Origin of the sequence: Streptomyces sp. NPDC048383 (assembly GCF_040651775.1) — a bacterium.
Taxonomy (GTDB): Bacteria; Actinomycetota; Actinomycetes; order Streptomycetales; family Streptomycetaceae; genus Streptomyces.
On the sequence record NZ_JBEZKS010000011.1, the window covers coordinates 44,035 to 69,021 of the forward strand.

Consider the following 24,987-nt stretch of genomic DNA (forward strand, 5'->3'; position numbering starts at 1 on the left):
GACAACAGCTCCCTGGAAACGGTGGTACGGAGAACTATGTGGAGCCCGCCGGGGCGGGCGGCGACGGCTGCCGCCGTCCGCCCCCGCGGTCACGCACCGGGACCGGTTACTTCTCGTCCTGGTAGCACGGCTGGTCGCCGCCGAGCAGACGCAGCTTCAGGTCGGGCAGCTTGAAGGTGCCCGCCGTGGTCGCCCACGCCTTCTGCCGGACGTTCGACAGGACGGCCTTGTCCGCACGCTGGGAGAACGCGTACGGGCTGGTGACCGTACCGGCCTGCGGCTTCGTCTTGTGGCTCGGGTCTCCGACCGCGACACCGATGTCAAGGTTCTTGAACTCGGCGTCCGTGTCGAGCTCCGCGACATCCAGGTAGATGTTCTCGGCGACGGCCGGCGTGCCCTTGTGGCCGGTCCTCAGCTGCAGGGTGATGGCACCCAGCGGCGTCGGGGTGACCAGGGACTGGCACATGTTGGTGATCTCGGCGTGACTGAAGCCCGAGATGGTGACCGGGTGCTTCTGCGGGTTGCCCTTGAGATCGTGCCCCTCGGCGATGCCGCCGTACTGGATGAGGTTGTCACCGTCGAGCTTGTCGGCCGAGACCTTGAAGTCCTGGCCGGAGACGCTGAAGGACGCCGCGAGGGCGCCCTGCGCCAGACCCACACCGACCGCGGCCGTGGCCGCGATGCTCGGCACCATGACGAGCGCGAAGCGCTTCCATCTGGTCCCGCCACGAACCTGAGAATTCATTTTGTTCCTCCTTCTCGGACGTACATCTCCGGTCCGGGCCGTACCCGTCCTGGGATGGGAGAAGTGCTACGTCCTCGGGAAGAAGCGCCGGCGGCCGAGCCGCGGCGCGGCCGCGTCCGATCCACCGGCGTTCACCCCCGAGCGACAACCACTGGGCCACGCGTTCGCGCAACCTGGAGGACAGGCCCTGCTGGTGCAGGGACCCCCCTGTCCACGGCCGGTGACACCGTCACCGGTCGGCTCGGTGGGGACCCTCCACCGCGGCTCCGGGTGAGCGGCGCTGCGGGAAGGACCGAGCGTCGCCGATCGTGGTGCATTCCCGGCCGGGGCACAAGGGGGTTCGTTACTGGCGGGTAACGGGTGGATAACCGGAGTGAGGCCCGGCGCTGTCGGGCGGGCACGCAGGGTGTCACCCAGGGCCACGACAGATCGGTGGAAGAGCGAACCAACCGGACAGTTCACGGGGTTCGACTTACTACGAGTAACAGCGGCCGCGATTACCAAGTTTTGGCAAAGCGCGGCCGCTGTTCATCGACGTGTCAACAAATCGCCGTCGGCCTCCGGGCGCCCTCGGGCCTCCTCCGGCCTGGCCCGGACGGGCTCTAGAAGAGCACCCGCGCGAGCGCCGTACGGGCCGCCGACACCCGTGGGTCGTCCGCCCCGATGACCTCGAACAGCTCCAGGAGCCGGACGCGGACGGCGTCCCGGTCGTCACCGAACGTGACCCTGACGGTGTCCACGAGACGGCCGAAGGCGTCGTCCACGTGGCCGCCCGCCAGGTCCAGGTCGGCGGCGTCCATCTGCGCGGCCGGGTCCTTGGGGTTCTGGGCCGCCGCGGCGCGCACCGCCTGCGGGTCCATCTCCCCCACCCGGGTCAGCAGCGCGGCCTGGGCCAGGCCGAGCTTCGCCTCGCTGTTGGTCGGGTCCTGTGCGAGCACGTCCTGGTACGCGCGCACCGCGCCGGGGAAGTCACCGGCGTCCAGCGCGCCGACCGCCGCCTCCAGCAGCGCGTCGTACGGACCGGCCGGCACGAAGTCCTCGGCCTCCACCGGGGCGCCGTCGGCGCCGGGGTCGACCTGGAGGCCGACGAGGCCGAAGCGCTCCTCGGCGACCTGGACCAGCTGGGCCAGGGTCTCGCGGATCTGCTGCTCGGGGGCGAGGCCCTGGAACAGCGGCAGCACCTGGCCGGCGACCACGGCGAAGACGGCCGGGATGCCCTGGATGCCGAACTGCTGCATCAGCGTCTGGTTGGCCTCGACGTCGACCTTGGCCAGTACGACGCGGCCGTTCGCCTCGACGGTCAGTCGCTCCAGGAGCGGGCTGAGCTGCTTGCACGGCTCGCACCACTCGGCCCAGAAGTCGAGGACGACCGGGACCTCGTTGGACAGCTGGATGACGTCGCTCTCGAAGCCGGCCTCGGTGACGTCGAAGACGAGGGCGGACGGCGGTACGGCGCCTCCGGGGGCACTGCCCGCGCCGCCGCCCTGTCGGGCCGCGTCCGCGCGGGCCTGCTCGGCCTTCGCCTTGGCCTCGCCGGCGGCCTTCACCGCGGCGAGGTCGACGACGCCGCTCATGGACATGTTTCTGGGCTGCATGCGTACATCCTCCCCCGAGTGCGCGCGCCGACGAAAAAGATCCCGAAAGATCGTCCGTGAAATGCCGTTGGACTTCGGTACGCGCCGTCGCGCACGGCCGCCGTCACCGACGGCCGTGTCGAACCGTCGTACCGATCTGCTGGGCGGCGCCGGGTCCCCACCCGACACCAGTAGCTCTTCGCGTGGTTGCCGCTCTTACGCTACGAGCCGTAGCGTAACTCGCCGGAGCCCCCGACGCCCAGTGATCTGAACCACACCGAAACGGCCCCCGACGGTTCCCCTACCGGCGGGTATGGTCTCGGCCATGCGCAACCCCTGCCCCGGCTCCAGCTCCCCGCACGGCCGCACCGGCCGGCCCCGCAGTGCCGCTGCGGACGCCGCGATCCTCGCGGCGACGCGGGACGCGCTGGTGGACCTGGGGTGGTCGAAGCTGACGATGGGCGACGTCTCGGCCCGCGCCGGCGTCGCCAAGACCACCCTGTACCGGCGCTGGGCCGGGAAGAACGAGCTGGTCGTGGACGCGGTCGCGGAACTCTTCGACGCGCTGGAACTCCCCGACCGCGGTTCGCTCGAAGCCGACATCGAGCACGTGGTGCTCCAGTTCGCGCAGCTGCTGCGCCGCCCCGAGGCCCGTACCGCGCTGATGGCGGTCGTGGCCGAATCCACCCGGGACGAGGCCCTGCGCGACCGGATCCGCTCGGCGATCGTGGACCGGCAGAAACGTCTCGTCGTACTGGGCCGCGAACGGGCGCAGGCCCGCGGGGAACTCCCCCACGAGGAGGACGAGTCCGTCGCGGGCCGCACCACGGACCTGATCTTCGACGTGATCGCGGGGACGGTGGTGCACCGGGCCCTGGTCAGCGCCGAACCGGTCGACGAGGTCTGGGTGACCTCCTTCACCACCCTGCTGATGCACGGCCTCCAGGGCGCGGGCCGGACCTGAGTCGGCGCCGACCTACGGGCACGGAAACGCGGACGCCGGCCGCGTCGCCCGGTGAGGGCGCCGCGACCGGCCGTGGCGCGCGGCCCGCAGGGGCCGGTCGCGGCGGGGTCAGAAGCCGGGGGGCTCGGTGTAGGTGCCCCACTCGTCGCGCAGGACGTTGCAGATCTCGCCCATCGTCGCCTCCGCGCGCACCGCGTCCAGCATGGCCGGGATCATGTTCGAGCCGTCGCGGGCGGCGTCCAGCATGGCGGCCAGCGAGGCCGTCACCTTGGCGTCGTCGCGGCCGGCCTTGCGCTCGGCCAACTCGCGCACCTGGACGGTCTCCACCTCGTGGCTGACCCGGAGGATCTCCAGGTCACCGGTGACCGATCCGTGGTGCACGTTGACGCCGACGACCCGCTTGTCGCCCTTCTCCAGGGACCGCTGGTACTGGAAGGCCGATTCGGCGATCTCCCCGGTGAACCAGCCGTCCTCGATGCCGCGCAGGATGCCCGAGGTGATCGGCCCGATGGGGTGCTGCCCGTTCGGGTGGGCGCGCAGACCGCGCTCCTTGATCTGCTCGAAGATCTTCTCGGCGTCCGCCTCGATGCGGTCGGTGAGCTGCTCGACGTACCAGGAACCGCCCAGCGGGTCGGCCACGTTGGCGACGCCGGTCTCCTCCATCAGCACCTGCTGCGTGCGCAGGGCGATCTCGGCGGCCTGCTCGCTCGGCAGCGCGAGGGTCTCGTCGAGGGCGTTGGTGTGCAGGGAGTTGGTGCCGCCGAGCACGGCCGCGAGGGCTTCGACGGCGGTGCGCACGACGTTGTTGTACGGCTGCTGCGCGGTGAGGGAGACCCCGGCCGTCTGGGTGTGGAAGCGCAGCCACATGGTCTTGTCGGACTTGGCCCCGTAGACCTCCTTCATCCAACGGGCCCAGATCCGGCGGGCCGCGCGGAACTTGGCGATCTCCTCGAAGAAGTCGAGGTGCGCGTCGAAGAAGAAGGACAGGCCGGAGGCGAAGTGGTCGACGTCCAGGCCCCGGGAGAGGCCGAGTTCCACGTACCCGAAGCCGTCGGCCAGGGTGTACGCGAGCTCCTGGGCGGCCGTCGCGCCGGCCTCGCGGATGTGGTAGCCGGAGACGGACAGCGGCTTGTAGGCCGGGATGCCGTTCGCGCAGTACTCCATGAGGTCGCCGATGAGGCGCAGGTGCGGCTCGGGTTCGAAGAGCCACTCCTTCTGGGCGATGTACTCCTTGAAGATGTCCGTCTGGAGCGTGCCGTTGAGCACCGCCGGGTCCACGCCCTGGCGCTCGGCGGCGACCAGGTACATGCAGAAGGCCGGGACGGCCGGCCCGCTGATGGTCATGGAGGTGGTGACGTCGCCGAGCGGGATGTCCTTGAACAGGACCTCCATGTCGGCGGCGGAGTCGATGGCGACGCCGCAGTGCCCGACCTCGCCCAGCGCCCGGGGGTCGTCCGAGTCGCGGCCCATGAGGGTGGGCATGTCGAAGGCGACGGAGAGCCCGCCGCCACCGGCGGCCAGGATCATCTTGTAGCGCTCGTTGGTCTGCTCGGCGTTGCCGAACCCGGCGAACTGGCGGATGGTCCAGGTCCGGCCGCGGTAGCCGGTGGCGTGCAGCCCGCGGGTGAAGGGGTACTCCCCCGGCCAGCCGATCCGCTCGAACCCCTCGTACGCGTCGCCGGGACGGGGCCCGTAGACGGGGTCGACGTCGTCTCCGGAGAGCGTCGTGAAATCGGCCTCGCGCTTGCGGGCCTTGTCGTACCGGGCCTGCCAGCGACGGCGGCCCTCCTCGATGACGTCAGCGTCCATACCCATGAATTTACTAGGACGTCCTAGTAAATGTCGATGGGAAACCCCCGGGGAGTCCCCGGGGGTCGGATTCCTTCGAGCCCGCAGCGGGCCGCGGCCCGGGCCTTCGCTAGGCCTTCGCGGTGGCGGGCGCGTCCACGAGCAGCGGCTCGACCTCGGCGCGGACCTTGCGCTCGACGAAGAAGGCGACCAGCGGGATTGTGCCGCTGACCAGCACCCAGAGCAGCTTGCCGAAGGGCCACCGGGCCTTGGAGCCCAGGTCGAAGGCGAAGACCAGGTAGATCATGAAGAGCACGCCGTGTGCCTGGGAGACCGCGAAGGTCAGGTCGGCACCGGTGTCGAAGCCGTACTTGGCCACCATGCAGGCGCAGAGGATCAGGAGCATGACCGCGGTCACGTAGGCCATGACGCGGTAGCGGGTCAGCACGCTTCGTTTCATGCCGACGAGCCTAACCGTCCCTTTTGCTCGATCTTGACGCGGGCCCCGGCTCCGGGCGCGACGATCGGGAGCGGGTCCCGGCCGTGCCTCCGACCGTGCCCCGGCCGCTCTCGCGACCGCCTATGCCTCGTCGAAGTCGGCGGCGGCCACCCGCAGCGGGCGGAGCAGCGCGAAGATCTCCGCGCACTCCTCCGCGTCGTAGGCGCCGAGCCCGAACTCGATCTCCATCAGGTCCTTCGTCGCCGCCTCGACGACCTCGCGGCCCTTCTCCGTGATGGAGGCGAGCGTGCCGCGCCCGTCGTGCGGGTTGGGGCGCTTGGCCACCAGTCCGGCCGTCACCAGCCGGTCCACGGTGTTGGTCACCGAGGTCGGGTGGACCATCAGGCGCTCGCCGATCTTCGACATCGTCAGCTCGCCGGCCTGGGAGAAGGTGAGGAGCACCAGCGCCTCGTAGCGCGCGAAGGTCAGTCCGTACGGCTTCACCACCGCGTCGACCTCGCCGAGCAGGATCTGGTGCGCGCGCATGATGGAGGTGATCGCGGCCATCGACGGCACCGGCCCCCAGCGCTGCTGCCAGAGTTCGTCGGCTCGGGCGATGGGGTCGAAGGGGAGACTGAGCGGCTTCGGCATCCACCAGACCCTACCGGGCGGTCATTTGGTGGCCGGCCCCGTCTCACCCCTCGGCCGCCCGGCCGCGCGCAGCGCGCCGAGGAGGAGCAGGACGACGGCCGTTCCGAGGAGCGCGGCGCCGGTGACGACGGCGTGCACAGGGAGGAACTCGGCCGCCAGGCCGGCCAGGGCCATGCCGACGCCCTGGCAGGTCATCATGCCGGTGGAGAGCAGGGTCATCGCCCGGCCGCGCACCTCGTCGGGAACGGCGTCGACGAACATCCGGTCGAGGCCGAGGGTGTAGGCGTGGGCCAGCCCGGTCAGGAGCAGTGCCCCGAGGACGACGGGTGCGGCGGGCCGCACCGCGTAGAGGAGGAGCGGCAGCGGGGCGAGGGCGGCCAGCGGCGCCACGATCCGCGAACGCGTTCGGGCGGTGAGCGCGGAGCCCGCCCAGACCTCGCCCGCGACGGTGCCGACGGGCAGCGCGCACATGAGGATGCCGAGGGCGACGGTGCCGGCGCCGATGTCGTGGGCGTACGGGGTCAGCAGCGCCTCCGGTACGACGACGAAGGCGGGCGGCAGCCAGAACAGCAGGGTGAGCGCGCGCAGTCTGCGGTCCCCGAACAGCACCCGCAGCCCGCCGGGCGGGGCGGCGCCGGCGGCCGGGGCCCGGGCGGGCCTGGCCCGCGTACCGAGGCGCAACAGCAGCGCGGAGGCCAGGAACCCGGCGGCGGTCAGGGCTATCGCCCCGCGCGGGGCGAGGACGGTGAGCAGCAGCCCGCCGAGGCCGAACCCGACGAGTTGGGCGCTCTGGGAGACCATGCGCAGCAGGGACCGGCCCAGGACGAAGGCCTCGCCGGAGCCGAGGATGTCGGCGAGGGAGGCGCTGCGGGCGCCCTGGAAGAGCGGTGCGACGAAGGCCATGGCGCAGCGCAGGACGAGCAGCGCGGCGACCGGGGTCGCCGGCCGGACCATGGCGGCGGCGCAGGCGGCGCACAGCAGGTCGCAGGTGACGAGCAGGCGGCGGGCGGGCAGCCGGTCGGCGAGCCCGGCGAGGAGGGTGCCGCCGAGGGCGTACGGCAGGAACCCGAGGGCGAAGGTGAGGGCGCTCATCAGGGGTGAGCCGGTGGCGCGGTGGACGAGGACGGTGAGGGCGATCTCGGCGACGACGACGCCGAGCAGGGACAGCAGGTGCGCGGCGAAGACCGTACGGAACTCCCGGACCCGGAAGACCTCCCGGTAGCCCGCGCCCGGCGGCGAGACGGGTGGGTCCGGGGTCGCGGCCCCGTCCGGGTCGAGGGACGTGGTTGTCATGGCGGCCACCCTGACCGGAACCTACGCTGCGACCCAGGGATTCGTTCCCGGCCGAATCCACGGGCGGGCGGGGCCACGTTCGACTGCCCGGTCGCCAACCGGTCGGGCCGTGGGGGGCTTTTCGGGGAGGGTGCGTCCATGGGGTTCCACTACCGCTTCGGGGCGGCGGACCTGCTGCGCTGCCGGTTCGCGATCTCGCCGCGCTGGGAGACCCAGGAGGCGGTACGGGTCCTGCTGCGGCCGGGCCGCCAGGCGTACCACCTGCCGTGGCTGAGCCGGATCCGGGACGCCGCGGCCGGGCTGGACCTGCGGCCGTTGTGGCTGCTGATGCCGCGCGCCGGGCACCACCCGGACGTGCTGAGCCCGCCGCCGCTCGGCCCGTCGGTGACGTTCGAGGAGGAGATGGCCCGGGTCCGGGCGGCCGACCCGGAGGTGGCCCGGGAGGACCTGCGCCGCTCGCTGGCCTGTACCCCGGGTGCGCGGGAGAGCGACATCGGGCGGCGGATGCTCGCCGATCCCGCGCGGGCGGTGCGGGAACTCGCCGATCTGACGGAGGCGGCCTGGCAGGCCCTCGTCGCCCCGCACTGGCCCCGGCTGCGGACCCTGCTGGAGGCGGACATCCTGTTCCACTCCCGGCGGCTGGCGGCGGGCGGGCTGGAGGCCCTGTTCGACGGCCTCCACCCCGACCTGCGGTGGGACGGCGGGCGTTCCACCCTGACCATCGAGCGCCCCGGCCACCACGACCGCGCGGCGGGCGGTCAAGGGCTGCTGCTGATGCCGAGCGCGTTCGTGTGGCCGGACGTGGTGGGTGGCTACGACCCGCCCTGGCAGCCGACCCTGGTCTATCCGGCGCGCGGCATCGGCGCACTGTGGACGGCCTCGGACGGTCCGACCCCGCAGGCGCTGGCCGGGCTGCTGGGGCGGGGCCGCGCGGACGTGCTGTGCGCGCTGCACGAGCCCGCCTCGACGCGGGCCCTCGCGCTGCGGCTCGGGCTGGCCCCCTCGACGGTGTCGGCACACCTCAAGGCCCTCCGGGCGGCGGGCCTGCTGATCCCGTCCCGCCACGGCCACCACGTCCTGTACGAACGCACCCCCCTGGCGATAGCCCTGACCGGCGGCACCGCTCCGTAGCCCGGATCCGGTGCGCGGTGTCGTACGGGGGGACGGATGTCCGTCATGTCACGATGTCCCGGTCCGCCGGGACCACCGGTCCAGCGGGGCGCCCCGTCCGCCGGGGCCTCCGCACCCCCGGCCCCGAACGGCCCGCGCCCTCCACCACCAGCCCCCCCACCCCCGCTCCCCCAGCACCCGCTCCCCCCACCGCCCGTTCCCCTGTCGCCCGTTCCCCTGTCGCCCGTTCCCCCGAGGAGCCGGATGTCCGTCGCCGTACGACGTCGCCCCGTCACCGCCCTCGGGCTCGCCCTGCTCCTCTCGGCCGCCACCGCCTGCGCCTCCGGACCCGCGCCCGCCGAGGGGCGACCCGGGGCGGCCGGCGCGGTCGCCGAGTCCGCGTTCTGGGTCGACCCGCGCAGCGCCGCCGCCCGGCAGGTCGCCGACTGGGAGGCGCGGGGGCGCCACAGTGACGCCCAGGTCCTGCGCCGGATCTCCGACCGACCGCTGGCCCTGTGGGTGCCGACCGGGAACCCCGTCCCGGAGGTCCGCCGGGCCCGCGCCGGCGCGAAGGCGGCGGGGCGGACCCTGGTGCTCGTCGCGCACAACATCCCGCACCGCGGCTGCGGCCCCACCGCGACCGGCGGCGCCGCGGACGCCCGCGCCTACCGCGCCTGGACCGGCGCGATCGCCGACGCCCTCGGGGACGCGAAGGCCCTCGTCGTCCTGGAACCGGAGGCCGTCCCGCACCTCATCGACGGCTGCACCCGCGCCGAACACCACGACGAGCGGCACCGGCTGCTCGCCGAGGCCGTCGACCGGCTCAAGCGGAACAAGAACACCAAGGTCTACCTGGACGCCGGCAACCCGGCCTGGATCCCGCACCCGGCGGACCTCGTCGCACCCCTGAAGAAGTCGGGCCTCGCCCGCGCCGACGGCTTCGCCCTGAACGTCTCCGGCTTCCAGGCCGAGGCCCCGAGCCGCGCGTACGGGGCCCGGCTCTCCAAGGCCACCGGCGGCAAGCACTTCGTCCTCGACACCGGCCGCAACGGCGCGGGCCCCCTGCCCGGCGACCGGAACGACGCCTGGTGCAACCCGCCCGGCCGGGCCCTGGGCACGCCGCCGAGCGACCGTACGGGCCATCCGTTGGTGGACGCGTACCTGTGGGTCAAGCGGCCCGGCGACTCCGACGGCGCCTGCCGCGGCGGCCCGCGGGCCGGCCGCTGGTGGCCGGACTACGCGCTCGGCCTGGCCCGCCGCGCCCGGAACTGACCCGGCGGCCGACGCCCCCCGGACGCGCGAGTGCCCCCCGGCCGGAGCCGGGGGGCACTTCGTCGTACGACGTACCCGGACCGTCGGTCACGGTCAGCCCCGCGCGAGGTGCCGTTCCACCGTCTCCACCTTGGAGGTCATCCCGTCACTGACCCCGGGCCGGATGTCGGCCTTGAGGATGAAGGACACCCGGGGCGCCCGCGCCTCGACGGCGGCCACCGCGCGCTTCACCACGTCCATGACCTCGTCCCAGTCACCTTCCACGGTCGTGAACATCGCGTCGGTGCGGTTCGGCAGTCCGGACTCGCGTACGACGCGGACCGCGTCGGCGACGTACTCCCCGACCTCTTCACCGACCCCCAACGGGGTCACCGAGAACGCGATGATCATGCCTGCGCCGCCTCGCGGGCGACGCGGGCGGCCACGACGCTGTCGGCCTCGTCGCGCTTGAGCAGCTTGTCGCCGTACAGGCCGCCGAAGGGCAGCACCGCGAGCAGGAAGAACAGGGCGACCTTCTTGACCGGCCACTTCGCCTTGTTCCAGACGTCGAGCAGGAAGACCGCGTAGATCGTGAACAGGAAGCCGTGCAGGATGCCGAGCGGCATCATCAGGTAGTCGATGTCCGAGACCCGACTCAGCAGCGAGCCGAAGATCAGCAGAGCCGGGAACGACAGGGCCTCCGGAACGGAGATGAGCCGCAGTCGGTGCAGGGCGGAAGCGGTCTTGATGTCCACGTGGAACCTTCGGGGGTGGCGGCCGGGGGTCCGTCCCAGTGTCTCAGCCGCTCCGGGAGATCTTTCCCCGGGTCCCGGCCGGGCCCGAGTGTGGCGCATATCGGCCACCGGGCCCTGTTCCGCCCCGCCCGCTGCGGATACCTTCTTTTGCGTGGCTCAGTTCCGACTCCAAGGCAGCAAGGTGCTCGCCGTCGACCTGACCGGTGACGCCGTGAAAGCGAAGAACGGCGCCATGGTCGCGTACGACGGCCAGATGGCCTTCAAGAAGATGACCGGCGGTGGCGAAGGCCTCCGCGGCATGGTGACCCGCCGGTTGACCGGCGAACAGATGACGGTGATGGAGGTGCAGGGACACGGCACCTGCTTCTTCGCCGACCGCGCGAGCGAGATCAACCTCGTCGAGCTGCGCGGCGAGAAGCTCTGGGTGGAGTCCAGCAACCTGCTGTGCGCCGACGCCGGCCTGCGCACCGGTACGTCCTTCACCGGCCTGCGGGGCGCCTCGACGGGCAACGGGCTCTTCACCACGACCGTCGAGGGCTCCGGCCGGGCGGCGATCACGTCCGACGGCCCGGCGGTGGTGCTGCGCGTCAGCGCCCAGTACCCGCTCTCGGTGGACCCGGGCGCGTACGTGGCGCACACCGGCGACCTCCGGCAGTCCTTCCAGTCCGGGGTGAACTTCCGCACCCTGATCGGCGAGGGCTCGGGCGAGGCGTTCCAGATCCGCTTCGAGGGCGAGGGCCTGGTCTACGTGCAGCCCAGCGAGCGCAACACGGTCGGGGGCGACGTCTGATGCCGTTCCGCGAGATCAACTCGAAGATGGTCGAGGCCCAGGTGGTCCCGGGCCGGAAGATGTACAGCCAGCGCGGCGCGATGCTCGCCTACCGCGGCGAGGTCTCCTTCACGCCCAGCCTGACCGGCGGTCAGGGCGGCGTGATGGGCATGATCGGACGCCGGGTGGCGAACGAGCAGACCCCGCTGATGGAGGTGGAGGGCAGCGGCACCGTGATGTTCGGCCACGGCGGCCACCACATCCAGGTGATCAACCTGTCCGGCGAGACGCTGTACGTGGAGGCCGACCGCCTCCTGGCCTTCGACGGCACGCTCCAGCAGGGCACCATGTTCATGGGCTCGCAGGGCGGCGTCATGGGCATGGTGCGCGGCCAGGTCAGCGGCCAGGGCCTGTTCACCACCACCCTCAAGGGCCACGGCGCGGTCGCCGTGATGGCCCACGGCGGGGTCATCGAACTCCCCATCACCCCCAACCGCCCGATCCACGTCGACCCGCAGGCGTACGTCGCCCACCACGGGGACGTCAGGAACAAGCTCTCCGCCGCGCTGGGCTGGCGCGACATGGTGGGGCGCGGCTCGGGCGAGGCGTTCCAGTTGGAGCTGTCCGGCCAGGGCGCGGTGTACGTACAGGCCTCGGAGGAGAAGCTGTGAACTTTGGTCCCGTGACCGGTGGGCCGGGCGGGCCCACCGTCTTCGACCCGTACACCCTGCCCTCCGACGACAACGTGAACCCGTACACCTTCTGCGTGGAGCTCAAGGGGAGCCAGTGGTTCCTGCAGAAGGGCAAGATGATCTCGTACTACGGGAGCATCGAGTTCAACGGCATCGGCCACGGTCGCTTCGACCGGCTGCTGCGCACCAGCTTCCACTCGCCGCTGCACGCGAGCGACTGGGTGGTGGCCGAGGGGCAGGGCAAGATGCTGCTCGCCGACCGGGCCTTCGACGTGAACTCGTTCGACCTGGAGAACGGCAACCTGACGATCCGCTCGGGGAACCTGCTGGCCTACCAGCCCACCCTCGCGCTGAAGCAGTCGATCGTCCCGGGTTTCCTGACGCTGATCGGAACCGGGAAGTTCGTGGCGGCGTCCAACGGACCGGTGGTGTTCATGGAGCCGCCGCTGCGTGTGGACCCGCAGGCACTGGTGGGCTGGGCCGACTGCCCCTCCCCGTGCCACCACTACGACCACGGCTACATGTCGGGCGTGATGGGCGGGCTCCGCTCGCTGACGGGCATCGGAGGCGCGTCGGGCGAGGAGCACCAGTTCGAGTTCGTGGGAGCCGGAACGGTGCTGTTGCAGTCCTCGGAGATGCTGATGGCGGAGCAGGCGGTCGGCACGGTCGGCGCCGGCGCGCACGCCGGCGACGCGCGGGGCGTGCCGGGCGCGGGCCAGGCTCCGCCGGGTTCCGTGGGCGTGCCGCGCATGCCGGGACAGCTGGGTGATCTGCAACGGCGCTTCGGACTGTGATCTTCCGCCGATCTCCGGGCAGCCGCAGATCCTCCCATTTTTGTACGTAATTCAACTTCTTAGGTAGAGTTCATTCATGGAGACCATGGAGACCGATACGGCCACCCGCTGGCTTACCGATGCCGAACAGTGCGCCTGGCGCACCCACCTGGACGTCAGCCGACTACTGATGCACCAGCTGGAAAAGGATCTCCAGCCCTTCGGACTCACCAACAACGACTACGAGATCCTCGTGAACCTCTCGGAGTCGGAGAACCACCGGCTGCGGATGAGCGACCTCGCCACCGCGACCCTCCAGTCCAAGAGCCGGCTCTCGCACCAGATCACCCGAATGGAGGCGGCCGGGCTGGTCCGCCGGGAGAACTGCGAGTCGGACCGCCGGGGCCTGTACGCGGTGCTGACGGACGAGGGCATGGAGACCATGCGCAAGGTGGCCCCGCACCACGTGGCGTCCGTGCGGGAGCACTTCATCGACCTGCTCACCCCGGCGAACCTGGCGGCCCTGCGCGAGTCCCTGGGACCGGTGGCGGAACACCTGCGGAGCAACCGCGGCAAGATCTGAGCCGCGGTCGCTCCGACGCGCCGTCCTCGACGGGCGGCCGGACAATGAGCGGTAATCGCTCACAGCCGGCCGTCCGCCGCGTGACCCCGGGCGCCAGGCCGGCCCGAGGAGGTCCAGCCCATGAAGCGCAATCTGTACGTTTCCGCCGCCGCGTCCGTCGTCCTGCTGGCCGGAGGTCCGGCGGTGGCCGCCGCCGCGACCGGCGCCGACACGGCGAGAACCGCTCCCGCCTCCGCCGTCGCGCGGGTCGACGTGGACGCGGGCGGAGCGGCGGCGGCAGCCCTCAAGCACTTCCCCGGTGTCGTCGAGTCCCTCGACCAGGACGGCGCCATCTGGCACGTCAACGTGATCGGCAAGGACGGCGTCACCAACTCCGAGCTGGAGGTCTCCACGACCGGCGCGGTGACGGAACGCAACAAGGACCGCGACGACAACGCGGCGGAGAACGCCCGCCTGGTCGGCGCGAAGATCACCGCCGCCGCGGCGATGAAGGCGGCCCTGGCCGCGCACCCGGGCACGGTCGTGTCCGTCGACTGGGACGACGATGACGAGAACGGCGCCGCCCCGCACTGGAGCATCGAGGTCAAGGCCGCCGACGGCAAGACGTCGAACTACGACGTGAGCGCCACGGACGGCAAGGTCACGGTGTCCTCGGACGACGGTGACGACGACGGCAGTGACAACGACAACAACTGACGGCCGTCGACGGCCGCACCCGAGGCCGTAGGGCCCGTACGACCGTCCGACCCGTACGCGAACGGCGGGGCGGGTCGGAGCGCCACGCGCGCCTCGACCCGCCCCGACCGGCGTTCAGCCCTCCGTCAGGCTGTCCAGCAGCGCGTCGGCGGCCGCGTACGGGTCCAGCTCGCCCTCCGCGACCCGGCGCGCGAGCGCGTCGAGCCGGGCGTCGCCGTGCAGGTCGGCGAGCCGGGCGCGGAGCGCGGTGATCGCGATCGTCTCGACCTCACGGGCGGCGCGGGCGGCCCGACGCTCGGCCAGCACCCCGCGCTCGTCCATCCACGCCCGGTGCTTCTCCAGCGCCTCGACCAGCTCGTCGATGCCCTGGCCGCGGGCCGCGACCGTCTTGACGATCGGCGGCCGCCAGTCGTCCCGGCCGCGGGCCTCGCCCAGGCCCAGCATGTGGTTGAGCTCCCGGGCCGTCGCGTCCGCGCCGTCCCGATCGGCCTTGTTCACCACGTACACGTCGCCGATCTCCAGGATCCCGGCCTTCGCGGCCTGGATCCCGTCGCCCATCCCGGGCGCCAGCAGCACCACCGAGGTGTCGGCCTGCGAGGCGATCTCCACCTCCGACTGCCCGACCCCGACCGTCTCGACCAGGATCACCTCGCAGCCGGCCGCGTCGAGCACCCGGATCGCCTGCGGGGCGGCCCAGGCCAGGCCGCCCAGGTGGCCCCGGGTGGCCATGGAGCGGATGTACACGCCGGGGTCGGAGGCGTGGTCCGACATCCTGACCCGGTCGCCGAGGAGCGCCCCGCCCGAGAAGGGCGAGGACGGGTCCACGGCGAGCACCCCGACCCGCTTGCCGGCCTTGCGGTAGGCCGACACGAGGGCCGAGGTCGACGTCGACTTGCCGACGCCGGGCGAACCGGTCAGGCCGACCACGTACGCTCCGCCGGTCAGCGGGGCCAGGGCGGCCATCACCTCGCGCAGGTGCGGCGACGCCCCCTCGACCAGTGAGATCAGCCGGGCCACCGCCCGCGGCCGGCCCTCGCGGGCCTGCGCGACCAGCGTGGGGACGTCCACCGTCGTCATACGGGCACCTACGCCTTCGGAACGCGGATCACGAGGGCGTCGCCCTGGCCGCCGCCACCGCACAGCGCGGCCGCGCCGACGCCGCCGCCGCGGCGCTTGAGCTCCAGGGCCAGGTGCAGCACGACGCGGGCGCCGGACATGCCGATCGGGTGGCCCAGGGCAATGGCGCCGCCGTTGACGTTCACCTTTTCCGGGGTCACGCCGAGGTCCTTCATCGACTGCACGGCGACCGCCGCGAAGGCCTCGTTGATCTCGATGAGGTCCAGGTCGGCGACCTCCAGGCCCTCCTTCTTCAGGGCGTGCGCGATCGCGTTCGAGGGCTGCGACTGGAGCGAGTTGTCCGGCCCGGCCACGTTGCCGTGGGCACCGATCTCGGCGATCCACTCCAGGCCGAGCTCCTCCGCCTTCGCCTTGCTCATCACGACCACGGCGGCGGCGCCGTCGCTGATCTGCGAGGAGGTGCCGGCGGTGATGGTGCCGTCCTTCGCGAAGGCCGGGCGCAGCTTGCCGAGGGACTCCGCCGTGGTCTCGGGGCGGATGCCCTCGTCGGAGGAGAACAGCACCGGGTCGCCCTTGCGCTGCGGGATCTCGACCGGGGTGATCTCGGCCTCGAAGATCCCGTTCTTCTGCGCGGCGGCGGCCCGCTGGTGCGAGGAGGCGGCGAACTCGTCCTGCGGGGCCCGCTCGATGCCCAGGCGGGTGTTGTGCTTCTCGGTGGACTCGCCCATCGCGATGTTCTCGAAGGCGTCGGTGAGGCCGTCGTAGGCCATCGCGTCGAGCATCTCGATGGCGCCGTACTTGAAGCCCTCGCGGGACTTCGGCAGCAGGTGCGGGGCGTTGGTCATCGACTCCTGGCCGCCGGCGACCACGACGTCGAACTCACCGGCGCGGATGAGCTGGTCGGCGAGCGCGATGGCGTCGAGGCCCGAGAGGCAGACCTTGTTGATGGTGAGCGCCGGGACGTTCATCGGAATGCCCGCCTTGACGGCGGCCTGGCGGGCGGGGATCTGGCCCGCGCCGGCCTGGAGCACCTGGCCCATGATCACGTACTGGACCTGGTCGCCGGAGATCCCGGCCCGCTCCAGCGCGGACTTGATGGCGAAACCGCCGAGGTCGGCTCCCGAGAAGGACTTCAGCGAGCCGAGCAGGCGTCCCATGGGCGTGCGGGCCCCGGCGACGATCACGGAAGTGGTGCTGTTCGATCCGGACATGAGGCGGATCCCCTTTCAACAAGGGAAGCTGAGGAGTGAACGAGGGTTTACCTGAATGTACTGAGCGGTACCCGCGCAGTCACCGGGCAGCAGGTGTGATCGCTGGCACGTTGCGTGACCACCCTCCTCGGCGGTGAAGTGTTCCCATGCTGACAAGAATCGACCACATCGGGATCGCCTGCTTCGACCTGGACAAGACCGTCGAGTTCTACCGTGCCACGTACGGCTTCGAGGTGTTCCACTCCGAGGTGAACGAGGAACAGGGCGTCCGCGAGGCCATGCTCAAGATCAACGAGACCTCCGACGGCGGCGCCTCGTACCTCCAGCTGCTGGAGCCGACCCGCGAGGACTCGGCCGTCGGCAAGTGGCTCGCCAAGAACGGCGAGGGCGTCCACCACATCGCCTTCGGCACCGCCGACGTCGACGGCGACGCCGAGGCCATCCGCGGCAAGGGCGTCCGCGTCCTGTACGACGAGCCCCGCATCGGCTCCATGGGCTCCCGGATCACCTTCCTGCACCCCAAGGACTGTCACGGGGTCCTGACCGAACTCGTCACCTCCAAGCCCGAGGACCCGACCGCCTCCCACTGACCCCACGAGCCCGGACGAACGCCGCGAACCTCGCATTCGGCTCCGCCCGCGGGAATCCTCCCGGGGCCCGGACGCGAGCACCTCGTGGAGAGCGCACTGATGTCCCGATTCCCCGGCCGGTAGAGTGGCCATGGCTCGGCCGGGGTTCGGTGCGGAGACGAGGTCGGGGCCTGTGACCCCTGCCCCGGTATCTGACACCATTCCCCCGGGGGCGTCGTTCAGCGGGCGAGCGATGCTCATTTGGGAATGAGCTTGCGACCAGGGGACGGATGGGACCGCGCTGTGCGGGGCTACGAAAGCCAGGAGAGCCACCAGGCCGAGGCCGACCACCTCTCGCGCTTCGAGGCCGAGATGGAGCGGCTGAAGAAGGAGCGCGGGAAGGCCGTCCAGCACGCGGAAGACCTGGGCTACCAGGTCGAGGTGCTGCGCGCCAAGCTCCATGAGGTACGCCGCAATCTCGCGTCCCGCCCTGCCTACGACGGCGCGGACATGGGTTACCAGGCGGAGCAGTTGCTCCGCAATGCCCAGATCCAGGCCGACCAGATGCGCTCCGACGCCGAGCGCGAGCTCCGCGACGCCCGGGCGCAGACCCAGCGCATCCTCCAGGAGCACGCCGAGCACCAGGCGCGCCTGCAGGCCGAGCTGCACTCCGAGGCCGTCAACCGCCGCCAACGGCTGGACCAGGAGCTCAACGAGCGCCGCCAGACCGTCGAGGCGCACGTCAACGAGAACGTCGCCTGGGCCGAGCAGCTGCGCGCCCGTACGGAGTCCCAGGCCCGCCGGCTCATGGACGAGTCCCGCGCCGAGGCCGAGCAGGCGCTGAACGCCGCCCGTGCCGAGGCCGCCCGGACCGTCGAGGAGGCCCGCCGCCGGCTCGCCGCCGACACCGAGACCGCCCGCGGCGAGGCCGAGTCCACGCTGCTGCGCGCCCGCAAGGAGGCCGAGCGGCTGCTGGCCGCCGCCTCCGCCCAGGCCCAGGAGGCCACCGAACACGCGGAGCGGCTGCGGAGCACCACCACCGCCGAGGCCGAGCAGACCCGCCAGCAGACCATGGACCTCGGCCGGGTGGCCGAGGCCCGGGTGCAGGAGGCCGACGGGGCGCTGCGCGCGGCCCGCTCGGAGGCCGAGACCCTCCTGTCGGACGCCAAGGAGAGCGCCGCCCGGCAGCTCGCCTCGGTGGAGTCCGTCAACGAGCAGCGCACCCGGACCGCCAAGGAGCAGGTCGCCCGGCTGGTCGGCGAGGCCACCAAGGAGGCCGAGGCCCTCAAGGCGGAGGCCGAGCAGGCGCTGGCCGACGTCCGCGCCGAGGCGGAGCGGCTGCGCACCGAGGCGGGCGAGCAGGCCCGGACGGCCGCCGCCGAGGACACCGCGGCGCAGCTGGCGAAGGCCGCGCGCACCGCGGAGGACGTACTGAACAAGGCCTCGGAGGACGCCCGGGCCACCACCCGCGCCGCGTCCGAGGAGGCCGAGCGGATCCGCCGCGAGGCGGAGGCCGAGGCGGACCGGCTGCGCCTTCAGGCGGCGACCACGGCCGATGAGCTCAAGGGCGCCGCGAAGGACGACACCGAGGAGTACCGGGCCCGTACGGTCGAACTCCAGGAGGAGGCCCGGCGGCTGCGCGGCGAGGCCGAACAGCTGCGCGCGGAGGCCGTCGCCGAGGGCGAGCGGATCCGCGGCGAGGCCCGCCGCGAGGCCGTCCAGCAGATCGAGGAGGCGGCCCGCACCGCCGAGGAGCTCCTCGGCAAGGCCAAGGCCGACGCGGACGAACTGCGCGGCGGGGCCACCGCCGAGAGCGAGCGGGTCCGCGCGGAGGCCGTGGAACGCGCCGGCACGCTGCGCCGGCAGGCCGAGGAGACCCTGGAGCGCACCCGCGCCGAGGCCGAGCGGCTGCGCGCCGAGGCCGAGGAGCAGGCGCAGGCCGTGGCCGCCGAGGCGGACGCGGCGGCCCGCGCCCGGCGCGAGGAGACCGAGCAGGCCCTCGCCGCGAAGCGCGAGGAGGCCGACGCGGAGCTCGTGCGGCTCCACACGGACGCCGAGTCCCGCCTGACGACGGCCGAGCAGACGCTGCGCGACGCCCGCGCGGCGGCGGAGGCCGTCCGCAAGGAGACCACCGAGGAGAACGACCGGCTGCGCGCCGAGTCGGCGGAGCGGATCCGTACCCTCCAGGCCCAGTCCCAGGCGGAGGCCGACCAGCTGCGCACCGACGCGGCGGACGACGCCGGGCGGATCCGCGCGGAGGCCGAGCAGGTCTCCGTACGGCTGCGCGGCGAGGCCGAGGTCGAGGCGGAGCGGCTGCGCACCGAGGCGCAGGAGACCGCGGACCGGCTGCGCGCCGAGGCCAAGGCGGCCGCCGAGCGGGTCGCGGCGGAGGCCGCCGAGGCCCTGTCGGCCGCCCAGGAGGAGGCCGCCCGGCGGCGCCGGGAGGCCGAGGAGACCCTGTCGGCGGCCCGGACGGACGCCGGCAACGAGCGGGCGCAGGCCCGCGAGCAGAGCGAGGAACTCCTCGCGCAAGCCCGCAAGCGCTCCGAGGAGGCCACGGCCGAGGCGGTCTGGCTGACCGAGGAGGCCGAGCGACGCGCGTCCGAGGTGGTCGCGGCGGCCGAGGCCACCGCCCAGCAGGTGCGCGACGCCGTGGCCGGGCTGCACGAGCAGGCCGAGGAGGAGATCGCCGGGCTGCGCAGCGCCGCCGAGCACGCGGCGGAGCGTACGCGCACCGAGGCGGAGGAGGAGTCGGACCGGGTCCGCGCCGACGCCCGCGCCGAGCGCGAGCGCGCGGCCGAGGACGCGGCCCGCGTCCGCGACCAGGCCCGGATCGAGACGGACGCGGCGAAGGCGCTGGCGGAACGCACCGTCGGCGACGCGATCGCCGAGTCCGAGCAACTGCGCGCCGACACCGCGGAGTACGCGCAGCGGGTGCGCACCGAGGCGACGGACGCCCTGGCGGCGTCGGAGCGCGACGCGGCGCGGACCCGGGCGGACGCCCGGGACGACGCGAACCGGATCCGCGGCGAGGCCGCGGAGGCCCTGGAGACCTCGCGCACCGAGGGCGGCCTGATCGTCGCCGCGGCGACGTCGGAGGCCGAGCGGATCACCGCGGAGACCCTGGCCGCGAACGCCCTCACCGTCGGCGAGGCCGCGGCGGAGGCGGAGCGGCTGACCGCGGAGGCGGTGGCCGCGGCGGACGCGACCCGCGCCGAGGCGGCGAACACCCTGGACGAGGCCCGTACGGAGGCCGGCCGGCTGCGTACGGAGGCCGCAGAGCAGGCGGACCGACTGGTCACGGGGGCGGCGGCCGAGGCCGAGCGCCTCACGGCGGAGACCCGGGCGGCCGGCGAGGCGACCGTCCGCGAGGCCACCGCGAAGGCGGAGCGGCTCACCGCGCAGGCGGCGCAGGCGCTGGCCGCGGCCGAGCGGGACTCGACGCGGATCCTGGTCGACGCGCGCACCGAGGGCGACCGGCTGGTCGAGGAGACCCGGGCGGCGAACGAGGCGACCGTCGGCGTGGCCGCGGCGGAGGCGGAGCGGCTGCTCGCCGAGGCGGCGAACACCCTGGACGAGGCCCGTACCGAGGGCGGCCGGATCATCGGCGAGGCCACGGCGGAGGCCGACCGCGTCACGGTCGCGGCGAACGAGACCCTGGCCGCGGCCGAGCGGGACGCCGAGCAGACGCTCGACGAGGCCCGTACGGAGGCCGGCCGGCTGCGTACGGAGGCCGCCGAGCAGGCGGACCGGCTCATCACCGAGGCCGTCTCGGAGTCGGAGAAGCTCACCGAGCAGACCCGCAAGGACAGCGAGCGCACGATCGGGGAAGCCCGCGACGAGGCCGAGCGGTTGCGCGCGGAGGCGGCGGAGTCGCTGTCCTCGGCGCAGGAGCACGCGACCCGTACCCGGTCGGAGGCCGAGCGGGTCAAGGCGGAGGCGGCGTCCGAGGCGGAGCGCATCCGCACGCGGGCCCGTCAGGAGTCCGAGCGGTTGCTGGACGAGGCCCGGGAGGCCGCCAACAAGCGGCGCAGCGAGGCCGCGGAGCAGGTCGACCGGCTCATCACGGAGGCCTCGGCGGAGGCGGACAAGCTCACCGCCGACGCGGGCCGGCAGGCCCTGGCCGCCACCACGGCGGCCGAGGAGCAGGCCGACGCGATGGTCGACGCGGCGCGCAAGGAGGCCGAGCGGATCACGGCGGAGGCGACCGTCGAGGGCAACTCCACGGTGGAGAAGGCCCGTACGGACGCCAACGAGCTCCTGGTCGGCGCGCGCACGGACGCGGCCGCCATAAGGGAGCGGGCGGAGGAGCTGCGTTCCCGGGTCGAGTCCGAGGTCGAGGAACTGCACGAGCGGGCCCGTCGGGAGTCGGCGGAGCAGATGAAGTCCGCGGGCGAGCGCGTGGACAAGCTGGTGCGGGCGGCCACCGAGCAGAGCGTCGAGGCCGAGACGAAGGCCAAGGCCCTGGTGTCGGACGCGAGCAGCGAGGCCGGGAAGGTCCGGATCGCGGCGGTGCGCAAGGCCGAGGCGTTGCTCAAGGAGGCCGAGACGAAGAAGGCCGAGCTGGTGCGGACCGCCGAGGCGGCGCTGGCGGAGGCCCGCGCCGAGGCGGAGCGACTGGTCGACGAGGGCCGGCGGGAGTTGGAGGTCCTGGTGCGCAGGCGCGAGGACATTCAGGCGGAGATCTCCCGTGTCCAGGACGTTCTTGAGGCGTTGGAATCATTCGAGGCACCTTCGGGTGGCGGAAAGCCCCTGTTGGGCGGCCAGGGCGCGGGGGGCGTGAAGGCCGGCGCGACGGCGGGTTCCACTCGTTCGGGTGGCAAGGCATCAGAGGGGTAGTTGCCACTCATGATGTGTGCTGCCGATGTGTGCTCCTGATGAAGGTTCAGGCGGACGAGTGACCAGCAATCTGTCGCCTTGCCACTCAAAAGGGGTGTCATTGTCCAGGGCAAACCCGGATTGACTCGATGACACGCCGCCCTGGCGCCTAGGATTCCCCTTAACACCTCACGTAGCACCTCATCGGTCTCATTCGACAGGAACCCCATGAGCGACTCTCACTCCCCCTTCGGCTTCGAGCTCGTGCGGCGTGGTTACGACCGCGGTCAGGTGGACGACCGCATTACCAAGCTGGTCTCCGACCGCGACAGCGCCCTAGGACGAATCAACTCTCTGGAAAAGCGGATCGAGGAGCTGCACCTCGAAACGCAGAACGCCCAGGCCCAGGTGAGCGACGCCGAGCCGTCGTACGCCGGTCTCGGCGCCCGGGTCGAGAAGATCCTGCGGTTGGCCGAGGAGGAGGCGAAGGACCTGCGCGAGGAGGCCCGTCGCGCGGCCGAGCAGCACCGGGAGCTGGCCGAGTCGGCGGCCCAGCAGGTGCGCAACGACGCCGAGTCGTTCGCGTCGGACCGCAAGACGAAGGCGGAGGACGAGGGCGTCCGCATCGTCGAGAAGGCCAAGGGTGACGCGTCCACCCTGCGTGCGGAGGCGCAGAAGGACGCGGCCTCCAAGCGCGAGGAGGCCGACGCGCTGTTCGAGGAGACCCGCGCCAAGGCCGCCCAGGCCGCCGCGGACTTCGAGACCAACCTGGCCAAGCGCCGCGAGCAGTCGGAGCGCGACCTGGCCTCGCGCCAGCAGAAGGCCGAGAAGCGCCTGGCGGAGATCGAGCACCGCGCCGAGCAGCTCCGCCTGGAGGCCGAGAAGCTCCGTACGGACGCCGAGCGTCGCGCCCGTCAGACCGTGGAGACCGCGCAGCGCCAGGCCGAGGACATCGTGGCCGACGCCAACGCCAAGGCCGACCGGATCCGCAGCGAGTCCGAGCGCGAGCTGGCGGCGCTCACCAACCGTCGCGACTCCATCAACGCGCAGCTGACCAACGTCCGCGAGATGCTGGCGACGCTGACGGGTGCGGCCGTCGCGGCCGCGGGTTCCCCGATCGACGACGAGCCGGTGACCCGTGGTGTTCCGGCTCAGCAGAGCCGCTAGGGCTTACTCCCGAAGGCAGTTGCCGCACGCCGGTGGCGAAACAGTGGTTCGTGGGCCGTATGTCACCCGTTTGAGGTGGCGTACGGCCCTTCGGCGTTCTAGCGTGTCGGCATGATCGAGCTTGAGGGCCTTACCAAACGATTCGGCGCGAAGACCGCCGTGGACCACCTCAGCTTCCAGGTCAAACCGGGGGTGGTCACCGGCTTCCTCGGCCCCAACGGGGCCGGGAAGTCCACGACCATGCGCATGATGCTCGACCTCGACAACCCCACCAGTGGGACGGTCAGGATCGACGGCAAGCACTACCGGGACCTGCCGGAGCCTTTGAAGTACATCGGAGCGCTGCTCGACGCGAAAGCCATGAACGGCGCGCGCAGCGCGTACAACAACCTTCTCTGCCTCGCCCAGTCGAACCGGATCCCCGAGAGCCGGGTGTCCGAGGTACTGGACCTGGTCGGGTTGACGGCCGTGGCCAAGAAGAAGTCGAAAGGATTTTCGCTCGGGATGGGGCAGCGGCTGGGAATCGCCGCCGCGCTACTCGGGGATCCGGAGATCCTCATGTTCGACGAACCCGTCAATGGTCTGGACCCGGAGGGAATTCTCTGGATCCGCAATCTCATGAAGGGCCTGGCCTCGGAAGGAAGGACGATCTTCGTCTCCTCCCACTTGATGAGCGAAATGGCTCTGACCGCGGACCATTTGGTGGTCATCGGGCAGGGCAGGTTGCTCGCCGACCTGTCGATGGCCGATTTCATCCAGCAGAACTCGCGGAGTTTCGTACGGCTGCGCTCACCCCAGCAGGAACGACTCAAGGACGTCCTGCACCAGGCCGGGATCGCCGCGGTCAGCGTGCCGGCCACCGGCGCGCTGGAGATCGACGGCGTGGGGTCGGAGCAGCTCGGCGAGCTCGCCGCCCAACACCAGATCGTCCTGCACGAACTCAGCCCGCAACGGGCTTCACTGGAAGAAGCGTTCATGCGCATGACGGCGGACTCCGTCGAGTACCACGCCCACGCGCCGGGCGCGTCCGGCCCACCGGTGGGGTCCGCCCCGGGTCCGGTGGACGCCCCCGCCTGGGGCGCCGGCTTCGACGCGACGCGCAAGGACGGCGAGTGATCATGGCTTTCTCCGCAGTCCTCCGGTCCGAGTGGACCAAGATCCGCACCGTCGCCTCCACCACGTGGACGCTGGCTTCCGCGCTCGTCGTCACCGTCGGCATCAGCGCCGCGCTGTGCGCGCTGTTCAACTCGACCTTCGACGACATGCCGAAGGAACAGCAGGTCACCTTCGACCCCACCCTCGCGAGCTTCGCGGGCATGACCCTCGGGCAGCTCGCGATGATCGTCTTCGGTGTCCTGGTGGTCGGCAGCGAGTACAACTCGGGCATGATCCGCACCTCGCTGGCCGCCGTGCCGGGCCGGGCGAGCTTCCTGTTCGGCAAGCTCACCGTCGCGACGGCGCTCGCGCTCGTCGTGGGCCTGCTGACCAGCTTCATCTCCTTCTTTCTGGGCCAGGCCATCCTGGGCGACCGCAGCATCGGCATCGGCGAGGACAACGTCCTGCGCGCGGTGATCGGCGCCGGCCTCTACATGGCGCTGATCTCGCTGTTCTCGATGGGCGTGACGGCCATCCTGCGCAGTCAGATGCTGGCGCTCGGCATCCTGATGCCGTTCTTCTTCCTGGTCTCGACCATCCTCGGAGCCGTCGAGACGACCCGGAAGGTGGCTCAGTACTTCCCGGACCAGGCCGGCTCCAAGATCATGCAGGTGGTGCCCGGCGCGATGGACAGCGGCGAGACGCCGTACGGGCCGTGGGGCGGCCTCGGGATCATGGTGCTGTGGACGCTCGCGGCCGTTCTCGGCGGCTACCTCGTCCTGAAGAAGCGCGACGCCTGACGCGGTCGTGAGGCGTGACGCCTGCCCGGGGCGGGCAGTGCGACGCCTGACCCGGGGTGTCCGTCGTGCGACGGACACCCCGGGTACTACGGGTCATCCCGGATCCGGATCTCAGGGGCAGCTCAGGGGTTCGGTCCGGGTGGGAACCGACGTAGGCTCGATACCCT

General features: G+C 72.2%; 23 protein-coding genes. 13 read left to right on the top strand and 10 right to left on the bottom strand.

What is annotated here, in order from left to right:
• Nucleotides 1–106 precede the first annotated feature (106 nt).
• Nucleotides 107–745, bottom strand: a complete 639-nt coding sequence (locus tag AB0D46_RS10560; RefSeq protein WP_362876915.1) for a DUF6230 family protein — start codon at nucleotides 743–745, stop codon at nucleotides 107–109.
• Nucleotides 746–1,347: 602 nt separating this feature from the next.
• Nucleotides 1,348–2,340 (bottom strand): tetratricopeptide repeat protein, encoded by a 993-nt coding sequence (locus AB0D46_RS10565; protein ID WP_362876916.1) that lies wholly within the window; start codon nucleotides 2,338–2,340, stop codon nucleotides 1,348–1,350.
• Nucleotides 2,341–2,644: 304 nt separating this feature from the next.
• Here AB0D46_RS10565 and AB0D46_RS10570 point away from each other — a divergent pair, with 304 nt between their 5' ends.
• Complete coding sequence (locus AB0D46_RS10570) at nucleotides 2,645–3,283, top strand: TetR/AcrR family transcriptional regulator (protein ID WP_362876917.1); 639 nt, start codon at nucleotides 2,645–2,647, stop codon at nucleotides 3,281–3,283.
• Nucleotides 3,284–3,391: 108 nt separating this feature from the next.
• Here AB0D46_RS10570 and AB0D46_RS10575 read toward each other — a convergent pair whose 3' ends face one another.
• The 4 genes from AB0D46_RS10575 to AB0D46_RS10590 all read right to left on the bottom strand — a co-directional run bounded on the left by AB0D46_RS10575 (nucleotide 3,392) and on the right by AB0D46_RS10590 (nucleotide 7,454).
• Entirely contained in the window at nucleotides 3,392–5,092 is a 1,701-nt protein-coding gene (locus AB0D46_RS10575) for a methylmalonyl-CoA mutase family protein (protein ID WP_362876918.1), read from the bottom strand.
• A gap of 109 nt (nucleotides 5,093–5,201) precedes the next feature.
• Entirely contained in the window at nucleotides 5,202–5,531 is a 330-nt protein-coding gene (locus AB0D46_RS10580) for a DUF3817 domain-containing protein (protein ID WP_362876919.1), read from the bottom strand.
• Nucleotides 5,532–5,651: 120 nt separating this feature from the next.
• Complete coding sequence (locus AB0D46_RS10585; RefSeq protein WP_362876920.1) at nucleotides 5,652–6,161, bottom strand: MarR family transcriptional regulator; 510 nt, start codon at nucleotides 6,159–6,161, stop codon at nucleotides 5,652–5,654.
• Nucleotides 6,162–6,182: 21 nt separating this feature from the next.
• Nucleotides 6,183–7,454, bottom strand: a complete 1,272-nt coding sequence (locus tag AB0D46_RS10590) for an MFS transporter (RefSeq protein WP_362876921.1) — start codon at nucleotides 7,452–7,454, stop codon at nucleotides 6,183–6,185.
• 138 nt (nucleotides 7,455–7,592) lie between these two features.
• Here AB0D46_RS10590 and AB0D46_RS10595 point away from each other — a divergent pair, with 138 nt between their 5' ends.
• Nucleotides 7,593–8,585: a DUF5937 family protein gene (locus AB0D46_RS10595; RefSeq protein ID WP_362876922.1), complete on the top strand. Its 993-nt coding sequence runs from the start codon at nucleotides 7,593–7,595 to the stop codon at nucleotides 8,583–8,585.
• Between the two features lie 243 nt (nucleotides 8,586–8,828).
• On the top strand, nucleotides 8,829–9,836 hold the full coding sequence (locus AB0D46_RS10600) for a glycoside hydrolase family 6 protein (RefSeq protein ID WP_362876923.1): 1,008 nt from the start codon (nucleotides 8,829–8,831) through the stop codon (nucleotides 9,834–9,836).
• A gap of 93 nt (nucleotides 9,837–9,929) precedes the next feature.
• Here AB0D46_RS10600 and AB0D46_RS10605 read toward each other — a convergent pair whose 3' ends face one another.
• Entirely contained in the window at nucleotides 9,930–10,226 is a 297-nt protein-coding gene (locus AB0D46_RS10605; protein ID WP_362876924.1) for an MTH1187 family thiamine-binding protein, read from the bottom strand.
• Complete coding sequence (locus AB0D46_RS10610; protein WP_362876925.1) at nucleotides 10,223–10,570, bottom strand: DUF3817 domain-containing protein; 348 nt, start codon at nucleotides 10,568–10,570, stop codon at nucleotides 10,223–10,225. The genes AB0D46_RS10605 and AB0D46_RS10610 overlap by 4 nt, the downstream gene beginning before the upstream one ends.
• A 151-nt stretch (nucleotides 10,571–10,721) precedes the next feature.
• On the opposite strand from AB0D46_RS10610, the gene AB0D46_RS10615 reads away from it, so the two are divergent.
• The 5 genes from AB0D46_RS10615 to AB0D46_RS10635 all read left to right on the top strand — a co-directional run bounded on the left by AB0D46_RS10615 (nucleotide 10,722) and on the right by AB0D46_RS10635 (nucleotide 14,083).
• Nucleotides 10,722–11,360 carry an AIM24 family protein gene (locus AB0D46_RS10615; RefSeq protein WP_362876926.1) on the top strand — a complete coding sequence of 213 codons (639 nt, stop codon included), beginning with the start codon at nucleotides 10,722–10,724 and terminating at the stop codon, nucleotides 11,358–11,360.
• The gene (locus AB0D46_RS10620; protein ID WP_281209704.1) at nucleotides 11,360–12,010 is read left to right on the top strand and encodes an AIM24 family protein; all 651 of its coding nucleotides are present in this window, start codon (nucleotides 11,360–11,362) and stop codon (nucleotides 12,008–12,010) included. Before AB0D46_RS10615 ends, AB0D46_RS10620 begins: the two co-directional genes overlap by 1 nt.
• An 11-nt stretch (nucleotides 12,011–12,021) precedes the next feature.
• Complete coding sequence (locus AB0D46_RS10625; RefSeq protein WP_362877006.1) at nucleotides 12,022–12,825, top strand: AIM24 family protein; 804 nt, start codon at nucleotides 12,022–12,024, stop codon at nucleotides 12,823–12,825.
• 85 nt (nucleotides 12,826–12,910) lie between these two features.
• Nucleotides 12,911–13,387: a MarR family transcriptional regulator gene (locus tag AB0D46_RS10630; RefSeq protein WP_362877007.1), complete on the top strand. Its 477-nt coding sequence runs from the start codon at nucleotides 12,911–12,913 to the stop codon at nucleotides 13,385–13,387.
• 120 nt (nucleotides 13,388–13,507) lie between these two features.
• Nucleotides 13,508–14,083 carry a PepSY domain-containing protein gene (locus AB0D46_RS10635; protein WP_362876927.1) on the top strand — a complete coding sequence of 192 codons (576 nt, stop codon included), beginning with the start codon at nucleotides 13,508–13,510 and terminating at the stop codon, nucleotides 14,081–14,083.
• Nucleotides 14,084–14,197: 114 nt separating this feature from the next.
• Here the strand turns inward: AB0D46_RS10635 and meaB are convergent, their stop codons facing one another.
• Both meaB and AB0D46_RS10645 read right to left on the bottom strand, forming a co-directional pair.
• Complete coding sequence (gene meaB, locus AB0D46_RS10640) at nucleotides 14,198–15,160, bottom strand: methylmalonyl Co-A mutase-associated GTPase MeaB (RefSeq protein WP_362876928.1); 963 nt, start codon at nucleotides 15,158–15,160, stop codon at nucleotides 14,198–14,200.
• 8 nt (nucleotides 15,161–15,168) lie between these two features.
• Nucleotides 15,169–16,371, bottom strand: coding sequence for an acetyl-CoA C-acetyltransferase (locus AB0D46_RS10645; protein WP_362876929.1), 1,203 nt, complete (start codon nucleotides 16,369–16,371; stop codon nucleotides 15,169–15,171).
• A 146-nt stretch (nucleotides 16,372–16,517) separates the two neighbouring features.
• Between AB0D46_RS10645 and mce the strand changes: the two genes are divergently transcribed.
• From mce to AB0D46_RS10670, 5 genes are all read left to right on the top strand, one after another.
• The gene (gene mce, locus AB0D46_RS10650; protein ID WP_319192680.1) at nucleotides 16,518–16,961 is read left to right on the top strand and encodes a methylmalonyl-CoA epimerase; all 444 of its coding nucleotides are present in this window, start codon (nucleotides 16,518–16,520) and stop codon (nucleotides 16,959–16,961) included.
• Between the two features lie 282 nt (nucleotides 16,962–17,243).
• Nucleotides 17,244–21,779: a polarized growth protein Scy gene (gene scy / locus AB0D46_RS10655; protein WP_362876930.1), complete on the top strand. Its 4,536-nt coding sequence runs from the start codon at nucleotides 17,244–17,246 to the stop codon at nucleotides 21,777–21,779.
• A gap of 207 nt (nucleotides 21,780–21,986) precedes the next feature.
• On the top strand, nucleotides 21,987–22,925 hold the full coding sequence (locus AB0D46_RS10660) for a cellulose-binding protein (protein ID WP_362876931.1): 939 nt from the start codon (nucleotides 21,987–21,989) through the stop codon (nucleotides 22,923–22,925).
• A gap of 111 nt (nucleotides 22,926–23,036) precedes the next feature.
• Nucleotides 23,037–24,041, top strand: coding sequence for an ABC transporter ATP-binding protein (locus AB0D46_RS10665; RefSeq protein ID WP_362876932.1), 1,005 nt, complete (start codon nucleotides 23,037–23,039; stop codon nucleotides 24,039–24,041).
• On the top strand, nucleotides 24,041–24,820 hold the full coding sequence (locus AB0D46_RS10670) for an ABC transporter permease subunit (RefSeq protein WP_362877008.1): 780 nt from the start codon (nucleotides 24,041–24,043) through the stop codon (nucleotides 24,818–24,820). Before AB0D46_RS10665 ends, AB0D46_RS10670 begins: the two co-directional genes overlap by 1 nt.
• Nucleotides 24,821–24,987 lie beyond the last annotated feature (167 nt).

Coding starts and splice junctions, on each gene's coding strand:
- AB0D46_RS10600 (WP_362876923.1), top strand. CDS start 8,829: ATGTCCGTCGCCGTACGACGTCGCCCCGTCACCGCCCTCGGGCTCGCC.
- AB0D46_RS10635 (WP_362876927.1), top strand. CDS start 13,508: ATGAAGCGCAATCTGTACGTTTCCGCCGCCGCGTCCGTCGTCCTGCTG.
- AB0D46_RS10590 (WP_362876921.1), bottom strand. CDS start 7,454: ATGACAACCACGTCCCTCGACCCGGACGGGGCCGCGACCCCGGACCCA.
- AB0D46_RS10575 (WP_362876918.1), bottom strand. CDS start 5,092: ATGGACGCTGACGTCATCGAGGAGGGCCGCCGTCGCTGGCAGGCCCGG.
- AB0D46_RS10665 (WP_362876932.1), top strand. CDS start 23,037: ATGATCGAGCTTGAGGGCCTTACCAAACGATTCGGCGCGAAGACCGCC.
- AB0D46_RS10570 (WP_362876917.1), top strand. CDS start 2,645: ATGCGCAACCCCTGCCCCGGCTCCAGCTCCCCGCACGGCCGCACCGGC.
- AB0D46_RS10595 (WP_362876922.1), top strand. CDS start 7,593: ATGGGGTTCCACTACCGCTTCGGGGCGGCGGACCTGCTGCGCTGCCGG.
- AB0D46_RS10565 (WP_362876916.1), bottom strand. CDS start 2,340: ATGCAGCCCAGAAACATGTCCATGAGCGGCGTCGTCGACCTCGCCGCG.
- meaB (WP_362876928.1), bottom strand. CDS start 15,160: ATGACGACGGTGGACGTCCCCACGCTGGTCGCGCAGGCCCGCGAGGGC.
- mce (WP_319192680.1), top strand. CDS start 16,518: ATGCTGACAAGAATCGACCACATCGGGATCGCCTGCTTCGACCTGGAC.
- AB0D46_RS10620 (WP_281209704.1), top strand. CDS start 11,360: ATGCCGTTCCGCGAGATCAACTCGAAGATGGTCGAGGCCCAGGTGGTC.
- AB0D46_RS10585 (WP_362876920.1), bottom strand. CDS start 6,161: ATGCCGAAGCCGCTCAGTCTCCCCTTCGACCCCATCGCCCGAGCCGAC.
- AB0D46_RS10660 (WP_362876931.1), top strand. CDS start 21,987: ATGAGCGACTCTCACTCCCCCTTCGGCTTCGAGCTCGTGCGGCGTGGT.
- AB0D46_RS10560 (WP_362876915.1), bottom strand. CDS start 745: ATGAATTCTCAGGTTCGTGGCGGGACCAGATGGAAGCGCTTCGCGCTC.
- AB0D46_RS10630 (WP_362877007.1), top strand. CDS start 12,911: ATGGAGACCGATACGGCCACCCGCTGGCTTACCGATGCCGAACAGTGC.
- AB0D46_RS10645 (WP_362876929.1), bottom strand. CDS start 16,371: ATGTCCGGATCGAACAGCACCACTTCCGTGATCGTCGCCGGGGCCCGC.
- AB0D46_RS10580 (WP_362876919.1), bottom strand. CDS start 5,531: ATGAAACGAAGCGTGCTGACCCGCTACCGCGTCATGGCCTACGTGACC.
- AB0D46_RS10605 (WP_362876924.1), bottom strand. CDS start 10,226: ATGATCATCGCGTTCTCGGTGACCCCGTTGGGGGTCGGTGAAGAGGTC.